At 72.7% G+C, this 13,532-nt stretch carries 10 protein-coding genes; 2 read left to right on the top strand and 8 right to left on the bottom strand.

Features of this window, described 5'->3' with window-relative positions:
- Nucleotides 1-15: 15 nt before the first annotated feature.
- The 3 genes from ACEN9J_RS14810 to ACEN9J_RS14820 form a co-directional block, all read right to left on the bottom strand.
- On the bottom strand, nucleotides 16-969 hold the full coding sequence (locus ACEN9J_RS14810) for an alpha/beta hydrolase family protein (protein WP_413764453.1): 954 nt from the start codon (nucleotides 967-969) through the stop codon (nucleotides 16-18).
- Nucleotides 966-5,801, bottom strand: a complete 4,836-nt coding sequence (locus ACEN9J_RS14815) for a CapA family protein (protein ID WP_413764454.1) — start codon at nucleotides 5,799-5,801, stop codon at nucleotides 966-968. Before ACEN9J_RS14815 ends, ACEN9J_RS14810 begins: the two co-directional genes overlap by 4 nt.
- Nucleotides 5,802-5,916: 115 nt before the next feature.
- The gene (locus tag ACEN9J_RS14820; RefSeq protein ID WP_413764455.1) at nucleotides 5,917-6,798 is read right to left on the bottom strand and encodes a LysR family transcriptional regulator; all 882 of its coding nucleotides are present in this window, start codon (nucleotides 6,796-6,798) and stop codon (nucleotides 5,917-5,919) included.
- A 137-nt stretch (nucleotides 6,799-6,935) separates the two neighbouring features.
- Here ACEN9J_RS14820 and ACEN9J_RS14825 point away from each other — a divergent pair, with 137 nt between their 5' ends.
- Complete coding sequence (locus tag ACEN9J_RS14825) at nucleotides 6,936-7,928, top strand: DMT family transporter (RefSeq protein ID WP_261216603.1); 993 nt, start codon at nucleotides 6,936-6,938, stop codon at nucleotides 7,926-7,928.
- A 29-nt stretch (nucleotides 7,929-7,957) separates the two neighbouring features.
- Nucleotides 7,958-9,052 (top strand): NADH:flavin oxidoreductase/NADH oxidase, encoded by a 1,095-nt coding sequence (locus ACEN9J_RS14830; RefSeq protein WP_261216637.1) that lies wholly within the window; start codon nucleotides 7,958-7,960, stop codon nucleotides 9,050-9,052.
- Between the two features lie 6 nt (nucleotides 9,053-9,058).
- Here ACEN9J_RS14830 and ACEN9J_RS14835 read toward each other — a convergent pair whose 3' ends face one another.
- Genes ACEN9J_RS14835 through glmS form a run of 5 tightly spaced genes read right to left on the bottom strand, consistent with a single transcriptional unit; the run spans nucleotide 9,059 to nucleotide 13,464 of the window.
- Entirely contained in the window at nucleotides 9,059-9,850 is a 792-nt protein-coding gene (locus tag ACEN9J_RS14835) for a class I SAM-dependent methyltransferase (RefSeq protein WP_413764456.1), read from the bottom strand.
- A 25-nt stretch (nucleotides 9,851-9,875) separates the two neighbouring features.
- Nucleotides 9,876-10,406 carry a GNAT family N-acetyltransferase gene (locus ACEN9J_RS14840; RefSeq protein ID WP_209546308.1) on the bottom strand — a complete coding sequence of 177 codons (531 nt, stop codon included), beginning with the start codon at nucleotides 10,404-10,406 and terminating at the stop codon, nucleotides 9,876-9,878.
- 11 nt (nucleotides 10,407-10,417) lie between these two features.
- Nucleotides 10,418-11,011 carry a helix-turn-helix domain-containing protein gene (locus tag ACEN9J_RS14845; RefSeq protein WP_413764457.1) on the bottom strand — a complete coding sequence of 198 codons (594 nt, stop codon included), beginning with the start codon at nucleotides 11,009-11,011 and terminating at the stop codon, nucleotides 10,418-10,420.
- A 34-nt stretch (nucleotides 11,012-11,045) separates the two neighbouring features.
- Entirely contained in the window at nucleotides 11,046-11,561 is a 516-nt protein-coding gene (mug, locus tag ACEN9J_RS14850; RefSeq protein WP_413764458.1) for a G/U mismatch-specific DNA glycosylase, read from the bottom strand.
- Nucleotides 11,562-11,580: 19 nt separating this feature from the next.
- The gene (glmS, locus tag ACEN9J_RS14855; protein WP_413764459.1) at nucleotides 11,581-13,464 is read right to left on the bottom strand and encodes a glutamine--fructose-6-phosphate transaminase (isomerizing); all 1,884 of its coding nucleotides are present in this window, start codon (nucleotides 13,462-13,464) and stop codon (nucleotides 11,581-11,583) included.
- Between the last annotated feature and the right edge of the window lie 68 nt (nucleotides 13,465-13,532).

A 13,532-nucleotide genomic window follows, 5' to 3' on the forward strand; every position in this document is an offset into this window, starting at 1 on the left:
CGGCCCGGCCGCCCTTCAGCGCTCGGTGCCGCGCGGCTCCGCGTACATGGCTTCGCGCGCGCAGGCCGCGGCGGCGTTCGGTCCCGCGCGGTCCTTGAGGTCGTGGAAGTCGGGCGGCTCCGCGGCCGCGGTACGGATCTCCACGCGATGGCCGGCGCGCTGCAGCGCCTCGGCGAAGCGCTCCTGCAGCGCGAAGGGCGTGTTCTGGTCCTCGCGGTTGCCGATCAGCACGATGCGGCGCGCCGCATCGGGCACCACGCCGTCGACATGATCGAGCGGGTCGTAGAAGCGCGTGCTGCCGGTGGTGTCGGTGCGCCCGTCGCGCGAACGCCCGAGCAGGCGCGCGCGCTCGAGCAGGCCGTAGGCGCCCGAGGTCAGCACCGCGCAGGCCACGCGCGTGCGGCCCAGCGTGAGCAGCGCGGCGCCCGCGGTGGCGCCGCCGCTGTGGCCGAGGATGACCAGGCGCTGGATCCGGTGGCGCTGCATCAGCGCGTCGAGCGCGGCATCGAGCGCATGGAACTCCACCGGCTGGCGGCGCTGGCGGTGGTTGCCCGAGGAACCGTAGGTGCCGGGCCGCGCGACGAAGATCCACGGCACGCCAGCGCGGTCTCGGTTCTTCTGCGCATCGGCCGTGCGCAGCGCCTCGGTGTTGCCCGAGATGCGCGCGGGCGGCTGGTCCATCACGGCGTCGCGGTCGCCCGAGAACTGCACGATGGCAATGCGCGCGCCCTCGATGTCGCTGCTCGCGAAATAGCGGATGCAGGCCGGCCCCTCGACCGGCTGCACCCAGAGGAAGCCGAAGCGGCCCTCGGGGCAGTTCTCGCGCACCGCCGGCTGGTTCCAGTGCAGCACCTCGTCGCCGATGGCGCGGATCGCGGGCGGCCGGATCTCGGCGCGCTGCGCGCAGGCAGCCTGCACCAGCGCCACGGCGAGCGCGCACAGCAGCATGGCGGTCGAACGCAGGTTCATAGCTTCTGCAGCAGTTCGGGGATGTCGCCGAAGTCGGAGCGGTCGCGGTCGCCCTTCACCAGCAGCAGGTCGCCGTCGCGCAGGAAGGCGCCGAGATAGCCGGCGGCCTCGGCCGCGCTCTCGAAGTGCGGACCCAGCATCGCGGCCGGCATCTCCTCGCGCAGCCAGCGCATCTCCTGGCCGTGCGTCACGACGTGCTCGATGCCCGAGGCCAGCAGCGGCGCCGCGAGGCTGCGGTGCATGGCCTCGGCCTCGTGGTCGAGGTTGACGATGCGCCCGAGCATGGCGATGCGGCGCGCGACCGGCGTGGCACCATTCCCGCGTCCGTAGTCGCGCACGAACGCCATCGCATTGCGCATCGACATCACCTCGGCGTTCCAGCTGTCGTCGATCAGCGTGGCCTGCACGCCGTTGCCGGTGCGCAGCGCATGCACCTGCATCACCGAGGCCGGCAGCCGCACGCCGGGCATGCGCGCGCAGGCGGCCTCGGGATCGAAGCCCATCGCGACCAGCGCCGCGAACGAGAGCGTGGAGTTGCGCACCAGCCCTTCGCTCGCGACCGGGAACAGGTAGGAATGGGTGCGCCCGCGCAGCGCGATGCGCACGCGGCAGCCGTGGCCCTCGGGTTCGATGCCGAGCACGCGCACGTCGGCCTGCGGCCCCGGCCCCACCACCCAGACCGCGCCGGCGGTGCGCGCGGCCGCCTGCACCACCGGCAGCAGGCAGGGGATGTGGTCGGGCACGATCGCCACGCCGCCGGGCTCGAGGCCGAGGAAGATGCGCGACTTGTATTCGGCCGTCTGCTCGACGCTCACGGCCTGCCGGGTCTGCGACAGGCCGATCTCGGTGACGATCGCCACGTGCGGGCGCGCCATCAGCGAGATCGGGCCGCGGTCCATCCACAGCGAGCTCTGCGCCATCTCGAGGATGCAGACGTCGACGTCGGGCCCGAGGCTGGCCAGCATCGCCGGCACGCCGACGCGCGAGTTGTAGTTGTCGATGGTGGTGTGCACGCGCGCCTGCGCGGGCAGCAGGTCGCGCAGCATCGCGATGGTGGAGGACTTGCCCACGGTGCCGGTCACGCCGACCAGCAGGCCGCGGTAGCGCTCGCGCGCGGCGGCGCCCAGGCGCAGCAGGGCACGGATCGGGTCTTCCACCTGCAGCAGCGGGAAGTCGCTCGCGAGGCCCTCGACCGGGTGCTGCACGATCGCGCCCGCGAGCTGGTCCTGCAGGCCGGGCAGCAGCAGGTGGCGGTCCCAGTTGACGGTGCTGCGCGGCCGGCTGTAGCGCTCGTGCGCGGCCAGCGTCTCGTAGTCGGAGGCGACGAACAGCGCCGGCGCCGGCAGCAGCTCCATGTGCTTGGGCCCGCGCACCACCGAGCGCGCGAGCCAGCCGGGCGGCGGCTCGACCAGCCACTGGCCGTGCGTGATGCGCTGCAGCGCCTCGGCGGTCCACACCGGCTCGGGCGTGGCCGACGCGCCGGGACGCAGCGCGAACAGCGCGGGCGCGGGCCGCTCGGGCAGCGGCAGCGCCACCTGCGAGGCACGCAGCCCGCACCACACGGGCAGGCGCCGCGCCGGCCATTCGGGCGCGGGCACGGTCTCCTCGCTCTCCTCGCCCAGGCGCGCGGGCCGGGCGCTGCCGACCACCCGCACCTCGAGCTGCAGCACGTCGCTGCGCAGCAGGCTGCTCGCGGGCGGGCGCAGTCCGTAGCGGTCGCGGTGGATGCGCCCCGGCTGCCAGCGGCTGGTGGGCCACATCCAGTCGCAGGGATCGTGGTCCATGCTCTCGCCCCAGGGCGGCATGTAGGTGCTGCGCATCGGCATGGCACGGAACTGGATACGCAGGTCGTCGGCCACCGGTTCGACCGCGCGCCAGAACGACTCGACCCACAGCATGCGGCGGCCCGAGATCTGCGTCGGCGTGCAGCGGATGCCGAGCAGCTCGAGCGGGCCGAAGCGCATCGGCGCGATGTGGCGCGAATCGGGCGGCAGCACGTCGACCAGCCATTCGGGCCGCGGCGCGAGCATCGGCGCGACGCGCGCGAACACCTGCTCGGGCAGCGCGGGCGCGTCGGCGGCGAGCCGCGAGGCGCGCTCGGGCGGCGCCAGCGCGAGCGTGCAGCGGCCCTCGGGCTGTACCGTCATGGCGGTGCCCAGCGCCTCGCACTGGCGCGCGAAGCGCGCGGCCGCGCCGCGCGCGCGTTCGTTCGCGTACTGGCGCGAACGGCCGAAGCCCACGCCGATCGGCGTGAAGACCAGCTGCTCGACGCCGCGCGGGCTCAGCGCGAGCGTGAACACGCCCGCGTCGACGAAGTCGTTGCGCACCGCCTCGAACAGCAGGTCGCCCGCGTCGTGCACGATCGGCCGGCCGCGGTAGACCTCGATGCCCTGCAGCACGTGCGCCGAGGTGCCGAGCACGGCATCGGCGTCCGCGTCGACGATCGCGTGGCCGACCGCGATCTCGGCCTCGGAGGGCTCGGTCTCGAGGTTGTCGCCCCAGTGCACTGCCACCAGCACCACGTCGGCCGACTCGCGCGCCTTCGCGATGCGCGGCGCGAGCAGCGCGGTCCAGGCCGCGGGCTCGTCGAGCGGCAGGTAGGCGGCGCCGGGCCTGTCGGGGCCGGCCGCGAACTGGGGCTGGGTGGCGTCGAGCGAGAACAGCGCCACGCGCACCTCGCCGGCCATCGCGAAGGCCGGGCGCAGCGCGGCCTCGAGGTCGCGCCCGGAACCGGCCCAGGCGATGCCCGCGGCGCGCAGGTGCCACTGCTGCTCCATCAGCGCGCCCGGACCGTAGTCGCCGCTGTGGTTGTTGGCGGTGGCGACGATGCCGACGCGCGCGGTGGTCAGCACGTCCAGCATCTCGGGCCGCGCGCGGAAGTAGTAGGAGCCGGCCTCGCCCTTGTCCACGCCCTGCTCGCCGGTGGTGGCGACCACGCATTCGAGGTTGACGATGCGCAGGTCGGCCTCGCGCAGCGCGGGGATGCCGCTGAGCATGCGGCGCGCGCCGCCGAGCTCGAGGCGCCGGTAGTGCAGGCGGCGGGCGAGGTTCACGTCGCCGCCGAAGGCGACCGTGCCGGTGCGCGTCGCGGGCGTGTCGGCCGGCGCCTGCGTGGCGGCCTGCGGCACGGACGGCGCGGCGATCTCGCCGCCCTCGCGCGCCTTCAGCATCCGGTGGTAGGCCACGTAGCCCGACAGGTAGTGCTCCACGTCGTCGATGCGCACGCGGAAGCTGTGGTGCTTGATGAAGAACGCGCCCGCGATGCGCTCGGGATGGCGGAAGAACATCGCGAGCTCGGGCCAGAAGTGGCCGTTCGCGAGGTAGCGCGCGCGGTGCTCGAGCGCGCGCTCGAACTTGTCGCGATCCAGGCCCTCGAGCAGGGGGCGCAGTTCGGGATCGGCCTCGATGCGCAGCACCATCTCGCGCGCGGCCATCATCAGCTCGAGCAGGGTCGGGAAGGTGGTGACGCGTTCGAGCACGAAGTCGAGGTAGTCGGCCACGTTGCGCAGCCCGAACTCGTAGTAGCGCAGCGCGGGCCGGTGGCGCGTGAGCTCGTTGACGCAGTAGCCGAGCCAGTGGTCGTGCGCGCGCCAGTGCTCGGCGGCGATGAAGTGGTCGAAGGCCTTCTCGACCATCGCGAGCCAGCGCGGATCGCGCGTGAGGCCGTACAGCCGCATCAGGCCGAACGCGGCCTCGCCGTCGTAATAGATGACGCGGAAAGCCTCCTTCACCGCGAGGCTGGGCCGATGCAGCACGTGCACGAAGCGGCCGCTCTCGGGGTCCTGCATGTGGCGGATGCCGAGCGCGAGCTGCTCGAGCAGCGGCAGGAAGCGGCGGTCGCCCGTGAGCTCGGTGTACTTGACGAAGGCCAGCAGGCAGACGGCGTTGCCGCCGAGCTTGATCTCGTGCGCCACGTCGACCAGGAAGGCCGCGCGGCTGCCGTCGGGCAGCACCGCGGGCCGGATCAGCGAGCCCGCGAGGAAGGCCAGCGAGCGGTCGATGGCCTCCTTCTGCGCGGCATCGCGCGTGAGCTCCCAGGCCTCGAGCAGCGCATAGGTCGAGCTCGCGTGGCGCAGCGTGTTGTAGGTCGGGATGGCGCGGTCGAAGCAGGGGAACCAGCCGTAGTGGAACTCGCCCGTGGGCTTGACCTGCGCCGCGAGATAGCGGCTGGCGTCCTCCACCATGCCGCGCACCCGCGCGGCGTTCCAGTCGTCGAGGCGGCGCAGGTTGGCCTCCTGCCCCTCGGGCACGATCGGCCAGGCGCCGCCCGCATCGACGTAGACCGCGCGCGTGGTGAAGCACCACACGGGCGCGGCATCGTCGTCGGGAAAGTCGAGCTCCTTGCCGAAGCGGCGCCGGGTGTGCAGCCGCAGGTTGCCGGGATTGGGCAGGCAGTGGTCCACACTGCCGTCGTAGAAGACCGCGCTGCCGTTGGCCTCGGGCGCGAGCAGCGCGAACTCGAAGCGGCTGTCGAAGGACACGCCCTGCTGGAAGTAGTTGCGCCGCGTCTTCGCGAGCAGTTCCTTGAACTCGCCCCAGTGCATCGGCAGCACGTGCTCGACCAGCTCCGCGCGCAGCCGCTGCGGCGGCCGCTCGCCGCGCTGCGCGGCATCGGCCAGCGCCTCGGCCGCTTCCTCCCAGGCCTGCGCGGCATCGGCGCCGCGGCCCGAGACCACGCGCGCGCGGCTGCCGCCCTCGCCGATCGCGAGGAAGACCACGCTGCCGGTGACCGGCGTGGCCGGCGGCAGCGCGGGCAACACGCCCTCGGGACCCGCCAGTGCCTGCCTGGCGCGGTTCAGGAGTTCGGCGAGAGAAAGGGTCGGTTCGGGCATGCGAGAAAGGAGGAAGACCCCGCCAGCGGCAGGCCGCGCGCATCGTACCCGCGTGCCGGCGTTTCGCGCTGACCGGAGGCTGACAGGGGCCGCCTTGCCACAGGGGCGGATGGCCTCAGACGCCCCAGGCCTCGAACACCGCCTGCCGCACCACCTCGACCGCCGGCGCCCGCGCACCCGCGGCCGGTTCGATCCAGCACAGCCAGGTGTGGGCGCGCCAGCCGGGCCAGATCGCGAGCTCGCCGTGGCGCTCGCCCTGCTCGGCCTGGTCGAGCCGCATCAGCCCCGCGCCCATGCCGCTCGCGACCATGCTGCGCACCGCGCTCTCGCTGTCGGCGGTGCGGCCCTGGCGGTACTCGCGGCCGGCACCGGCGAACAGGCGGTCGAGGTGCGCGCGCAGCACACAGGTGGGCGGCGTGCCGACCCAGGGCTGCTCGATGAGCGCCTCGAGCGACAGGCCCGGATGGGCGTCGGCCATCGGCAGCGGCAGCACGACCACCAGGTCGACCGGCGCCAGCCGGTGCAGCGCCAGGCCTTCGCGCGAAGCCACGTCGCTCAGCGTGTAGGCACAGTCGAGCTCGCCGCGCTCGACCGCCGAGGCGGTCTCGTACGACAGGCCCTGGCGCAGTTGCAGCGTGACCTGCGGATGGCGCTCGGCCAGCTTCACGAGCACGTCGCCGAGCCGCAGCGAGACCGGGTCGACCACGGTGCCGAAGCGCACCACGCCCTGCGCGGCGCCGCGCAGCTGCTCGGCGGCCGAGCGCATGCGCAGCGCCGAGGCCAGCGTGCGCTCGGCCTCCTCGAGCAGGCTCTGGCCCGCGGGCGTGGGCGTCATGCCGCGCGGCGTGCGCTCGAACAGGCGCACGCCGAGTTCGTCCTCGAGCGCCTTGAGCTGCGCGCTCACGGCGGGCGCGCTGGTGAACACGCGCTCGGCGGCGCGCGTGAGGCTGCCCTCGCGGGCGATGGCGACGAAGGTCTTCAGCTGGTAGAGCTCCATGGCGGCCGATTGTGAGCGCGCGGCGGCGCGCGGTCCCTTCGTTTTTTCGGAGGGCCCGCTCCAAAGAAGCGAATGGCATTCGCGCGGCCCCGCCCCGATCCTCGGACATCGACTCCCTCATCGTCCGAAAGCCCCCCATGTCCCGATCCCAACGCCTGTACGGCATCGCCGCATTGCTCTTCGCCACCTCCGGCTGGGGCTCCCTGTTCCTCGTCAGCAAGGGCGTGCTCCACCACGTCGAACCCGTGTGGTTCACGCTGATCCGCTACAGCCTGTCGGCGCTGCTGTTCGCGCTGCTGGTGCTGCCGCGCGGCGCCGCGCCCTGGCGCAGGCTGCGCCGCCATGCGGGCGCGCTGGCGCTGCGCGGCGCGGCCGGCTTCGGGGTGTTCAGCGTGCTGCTGCTGATCGGCCTCGCGCACTCGGTGCCCTCGCACGGCGCGGTGATCATCGCCACCACGCCGATGACCACGCAGCTCGTGCGCTGGCTGCTCGACGGCGTGCGCCCCACGCGCGCCGCGCTGCTCGCCACCGCGCTGGCGCTCGCGGGCGTGGCGATCGTCTCGGGTCTCATCGGCGGTCATGGCGGCCACGGCGGCGCGGGCAACGCCACGCTGTTCGGCGACGCCATCGCCTTCGCCGGCACCTTGGGCTGGGTCTGGTACACGCGCGGCGCGGCGCGCTTTCCCGAACTCGACGCGGTCGAGTACAGCGCGCTCACGGTGCTGGCCGCGTGGCCGGTGCTGCTGGCGGCCGCGGTCGGTGCCGCGCTGCTCGGCTGGTCGGCGGCGCCCAGCCTCGAAGGGCTGCGGCTGTCGTGGCAGGCGCTGCTGTTCGTCGGCGTGGTGCCCTCGGCCGCCTCGGTGCTGGCCTTCAACCATGGCGTGCGCACGCTCGGCGCCGTCACCGGCACCGCCTTCCTCAACTTCGTGCCGGTGTCGGCGCTGCTGATGAGCGCGGCGCTCGGCACCCTGCCCACGGCGAACGAACTGCTGGGCATGGCGATGGTGGTGGCTGCGCTCCTGATCCATACCGCCCTGAACCGCAAGGCCAACGCCCTGCCCGCGGCAAGGATCGCGCCGCCCCCGCAGAATCCCTGCACCTACCGCACCCCTGGAGCCACGACACCGTGAGCAGCGACACCCCCCGCCTCTTCGAGCCGATGCGCATCGGCCCGCTCTCGCTCGACAACCGCATCCTGATCGCGCCGATGTGCCAGTACTCGGCGAGCGAGGGCACGCCGGGCGACTGGCACCTGATCCATCTCGGCCATCTCGCGCTGTCGGGCGCGGGACTGCTGATCCTCGAGGCCACCGCGGTCGAGGCCGAGGGCCGCATCACGCCGGGCGACCTCGGTCTCTATTCGGACGCCAACGAGAAGGGCCTGGCACGCGTGCTCGCCGCCATGCGCGCCCATTCGTCGATGCCCGTGGCAATGCAGCTCGGCCACGCCGGGCGCAAGGCCTCGAGCCGCGCGCCCTGGGAAGGCGGCGCGCAGATCCGCCCCGGCGAGCCCGGCGGGTGGAAGGCCTTCGCGCCCTCGGCCGTGCCGCATGCGCCCGGCGAGGACGTGCCGCTCGCGCTCGACACCGAGGGCCTGGCGCGCGTGCGCGAGGCCTTCGTGGCCGCCGCCCGCCGTGCCGCGCGGCTCGGCATCGAGGGCATCGAGATCCATGCCGCGCACGGCTACCTGCTGCACCAGTTCCTGTCGCCGCTGGCCAACCACCGCGACGACGCCTACGGCGGCAGCCTCGAGAACCGGCTGCGCTTTCCGCTCGAGGTGTTCGACGCGGTGCGTGCCGTCTTCCCGGCCGAGCGGCCCGTGTGGGTGCGCGTGTCGGCGGTCGATTGGGTGGAAGGCGGCTGGGACCTCGAGGGCACCGTGGCCTTCGCCCGGGCACTCGAGGCGCGCGGCTGCGCGGCCATCCATGTCTCGAGCGGCGGCGTGTCGCCGAAGCAGGCGATCGCGCTGGGCGCGGGCTACCAGGTGCCGTTCGCCGAACGCGTGAAGGCCGAGGTCGGCATCCCGGTGATCGCGGTCGGCCTGATCACCGAGGCGCGGCAGGCCGAGGCCATCCTCGCCGAGGGCAGGGCCGACGCCATCTCGCTGGCGCGCGCGATCCTCTACGACCCGCGCTGGCCCTGGCACGCGGCCGCCGAACTCGGCGCGCAGGTGAAGGCGCCGGTGCAGTACTGGCGCTCGCAGCCGCGCGAGTTCAAGGACCTGTTCGAGAACGCGAAGTTCGGGGCGCGCTGAACGCCTTCAGCGCAGCGCCTCGAGCCAGAACAAGGTCTGCCGCACCTCGATCGCCTCGCCCGCCTGCTGCCGGCGATGCAGCTGCTCGAGCGCATCGCGCGTGCCCTCGATCGTGAAGTCGGGGCAGACATAGGGCACGTTCTTCAGGTACCAGGCGAAGGCACCCACGTCGGCGAAGCGCAGCAGCTCGGCGCCCGCCTCCGCGCGCAGGATCTCGAAGCCCGCGCGCTCGAGCTGGCGCCGCGCGATGTCGAGCCGCCACTCGGGCGGCGGCTCGGCCGGTGCCAGGCCCGCGAGCCGGTGGTGGTCGGCATTGAAGTCCGAGGCCACCTGCTGCGTGAGGAAGTGGCCGCCGCGCGCGAGCACGCGCGCCACCTCGGCCGGCACGAAGGACTCGTGGCGGTTGACCACCAGGTGGAACTCGCCGTCGGCGAAGGGCAGCGGCGCCTCGTCGTGCGCATCGTCATCGCCATCGCTTCGCGCGCCGTTGTCGAGCGCGCCCTCCACCGCCACCACCTCGATGCCCAGCGGCGCGAGCCGCTCGCGCGCCACCGCGACGTTGGGCGCCCAGCCCTCGGTGGCGACGGTGCGCGCGGGCCGCAGCGGCAGCCGGCCGAGCCACTCGCCGCCACCCGTGCCCATGTCGAGCAGGTCGGGCGACTGGCGCGCGCGGTGGACCACCGCCCGTTCGAAATCCCAGGGCACGGCGGTGGTCGCGATGCGGCCATCGCAGGACAGGTCCCAGCCGACCAGCGGCTTGCGCGCAGCCTCGGCCAGCAGTCGATCGAATTCGGTCATCGCGCCAGTCTGCCGCATGACGGCCTCAGGGCGCGAGCGTGCGATAGAAGTAGGTGGTGTCGCAGAAGCCGCCGCGCGGCAGCAGCGCATAGCCGGGGATGGTGCCGCTGCGCTGCCAGCCCGAGCGTTCGTAGAGCCGCTCGGCCTCGGGGCTCGAGGTGTCGAGCACCAGCAGCGTCTTGCCGCTGTCGCGCGCGGCCTGCTCGGCCGCCTGCATCAGCAGCGCGCCGAGCCCCTGGCGCCGAGCGCGCCGGTGCACCAGCATCTTCGCGAGGTCGGCGCGGTGCGGCTGGTTGTCGGGCTGGTCGAGCACGAGCTGCACCGTGCCGACGATGCCCTGCGCGTCCTCCACCACCATCAGCGCGCGCTCCCCGCGCGCCACGCCGTCGGCCACCTTGCGCCAGAAGGCCAGCGCCTGCTCGAGCGACAGCGGATGCATGAAGCTCACCGAGGCATCGCCGTCGACGCAGTCGATCAGCAGCTCGGCCAGCGATTGCAGTTGCGCCGCGTCCACCGCCCGCAGGCGGCGCACCGGGTGGAGGCTGGTGGGGTTCATGGCGTTCGTTCTCACTTCCAGACATCGGGATGGGGGCTCACGATCGCGACCGCATAGCGGGCGGTCTCGCGCGTGGGATTGAAGTAGGCGACGGGCCGGTCGAGCACCATCGCGAGGCAGTCGCCGGCGTCGAGCCGGTGGCGCTCCTCGCCCACCGTGATCTCGATCGTTCCCTCGAGCATCCAGACCTGCTGGTGCACCTGCGACTCGCGCGCGCCCGACTCGTAGGCCACGCGCGCCTTGGGCGGGAACAGCACCTCGACGATCTGCAGCGGCGAGGCGATGCCGCCGGGCGACACGTTGCGCCGCAGATAGCCCGACGAGGGATCGCGCCATTGCGGCTGGTCGGCGCGGCGCGCCACCGGATCGGCGCGCGGGCGCGGCTCGTCGAACAACGAGGCCAGCATGGTGCCGAGCCCGGTCGCGAGCTTCTCGAGCACCACCGCCGTGGGGCTGCTCTCGCCGCGCTCGATCAGCGAGATCATCGAGCGGCTGACCCCGCTCTGCGCCGCCAGCGCCTCGAGCGAGAGGCCGCGCGCGGCGCGCAGTTCGCGCACGCGGCGGGCGATGCGGTCGTTGAGGGGGACGGGCTCTTGTTCTTTCATGTTGGATTTATTTTCCAACATGATGGAATACTGGTCAACCCGGCGCGGCGGCCTCGCGCAGCGCCTTGTAGGCCGCCACCAGCTCATCGAGCGAGAACGCGCGATTGAGTCCGCTGGGATTGGGCAGGATCCAGGTCTCGATGCCGGCGAAGGGCTCGGGCTGGCGGCCCCAGGCGATCTGCCGGTGTCCCGTCATGCCCGCGTAGGCGGCCTTGCCGAGGAACGCGAGGCGGCGCGGGCCGCAGGCGGCGATCTTGCGGGTGAAGGCCTCGGTGGCGGCCGCGAACTCATGCGTCGCCAGCTGGCTCGCGCGCGCCGTCGGCCGGTCGACGGCCGTGGTCAGGCCGTAGCCGCTTTGCAGCAGCAGCGGCGCCTGGGCGGGCTGCATCTGCACCGGCGTGAAGCCTGCCAGGTGCAGCACGCGCCAGAAGCGGTTGCCCCGGCCTTCGAAGTGCAGGCCCGACGCGGCCGCGCGCTGGCCCGGGTTGATGCCGCAGAAGACGATGGCGAGGCCGGGGGCCAGGAGGTCCCGCAGGCCTTGGGAAGCCATTCGGGCCGATCCTGCCCGCTCACTCCACCGTCACGCTCTTCGCCAGGTTGCGCGGCTTGTCCACGTCCGTGCCGCGCGCGCAGGCCGTGTGATAGGCCAGCAGCTGCAGCGGCACCACGTGCAGCAGCGGCGACAGCGCGCCGTAGTGCTCGGGCATGTGGATCACGTGCAGGCCTTCGCTGCTCTTGATCTTCGAGTCGCCGTCGGCCAGCACGTAGAGCACGCCGCCGCGCGCGCGCACTTCCTGCAGGTTGCTCTTGAGCTTCTCGAGCAGGGCATCGTTGGGCGCCACGGCGACCACCGGCATCTCGCTGGTCACCAGCGCGAGCGGGCCGTGCTTGAGCTCGCCGGCGGCATAGGCCTCGGCGTGGATGTAGGTGATCTCCTTGAGCTTGAGCGCGCCCTCGAGCGCGATCGGGTAGTGCAGGCCGCGGCCCAGAAACAGCGCGTTGTCCTTGCGCGCGAAGTCCTCGGCCCAGTTGATGATCTGCGGCTCGAGCGCGAGCACCGACTGCAGCGCGACCGGCAGGTGGCGCATCTCCTTGAGGTAGCGCGCCTCGTCTTCCGCGCTCAGCAGGCCCTTCGACTGCGCGATCGCCAGCGTGAGCAGGAACAGGCCCGCGAGCTGGGTGGTGAAGGCCTTGGTCGAGGCCACGCCGATCTCGACGCCGGCGCGCGTGATGTAGGCCAGCTTGCATTCGCGCACCATGGCGCTGGTGGCGACGTTGCAGATGGTCAGGGTCTGCTCCATGCCGAGCGAGCGCGCATGCTTGAGCGCGGCCAGGGTGTCGGCGGTCTCGCCCGACTGGCTGATGGTGACGACCAGGGTGCGCGGATCGGGCACCGAGTCGCGGTAGCGGTACTCGCTCGCGATCTCGACCTGGGTCGAGATCTTCGCGATGCCCTCGAGCCAGTACTTGGCGGTGCAGCCGCTGTAGTAGCTGGTGCCGCAGGCCAGGATCAGGATGCGGTCGATCTCCTTGAACACGCGGTGCGCGCTGGCGCCGCTCTGCTTGCCGTCCTGGCCGATGCCGTCGAACAGCTCGGGCACGATGCCTTCCACGCCCTCGAGCGTGTCGCCGATGGCGCGCGGCTGCTCGAAGATCTCCTTCTGCATGTAGTGGCGGTAGGGGCCGAGCTCGGCCGCGCCGCTGTGGGCCTGCACGGTGCGCACCGGGCGCTGCACCGGCTTGTGGGCGCGGTCGACGATCCAGTACTTGCCGGGCTGCAGGTCGACCACGTCGCCTTCCTCGAGGTACACGATCTGGTCGGTGACGCCGGCCAGCGCCATCGCGTCGCTGGCCAGGAAGTTCTCGGTGCCGTCCTTGCCCGCGCCCAGGATCAGCGGCGAACCGGCGCGCGCGCCGACCACGCGCTGCGGTTCGTCGCGGCAGATCACGGCAATGGCATAGGCGCCCGTGAGCTGGCGCACGGCGCCCTTCACGGCCTCGAACAGGTCGCCGTCGTAGAGGCTGTCGACCAGGTGGGCGATGACCTCGGTGTCGGTCTGGCTCTCGAACACGTAGCCCTTGGCTTCGAGGCCGGCGCGCAGCGCCTCGTGGTTCTCGATGATGCCGTTGTGCACCAGCGCGATGCGGCCGGGCCGCGCTTCCTGCGCGCCGGCGCCCGGGCCGTGGCTGAAGTGCGGATGCGCGTTGTGCACCGCGGGCGCGCCGTGCGTGGCCCAGCGGGTGTGGGCGATGCCGGTCAGGCCTTCGAGCCTGTCCTCGGCCACCTGGGTCTGGAGGTCGGCCACGCGCGAGGTGGTGCGCGCGCGCGTCAGGCCGCCCGCGTGCACGGCCACGCCGCAGGAGTCATAGCCGCGGTATTCGAGCCGCTGCAGGCCCTGGACCAGGACCGGGACGATGTTTCGATGGGAAGCCGCGCCGACGATGCCGCACATGGTTGTCTTGCCTTTGGAAAGGAATGAGGGAGAACGAAAAGAATTGCTGCGAATGGTAGGCAGGGTGA

Origin of the sequence: Variovorax sp. Varisp41 (genome assembly GCF_047325085.1) — a bacterium.
GTDB lineage: Bacteria > Pseudomonadota > Gammaproteobacteria > Burkholderiales > Burkholderiaceae_C > Variovorax.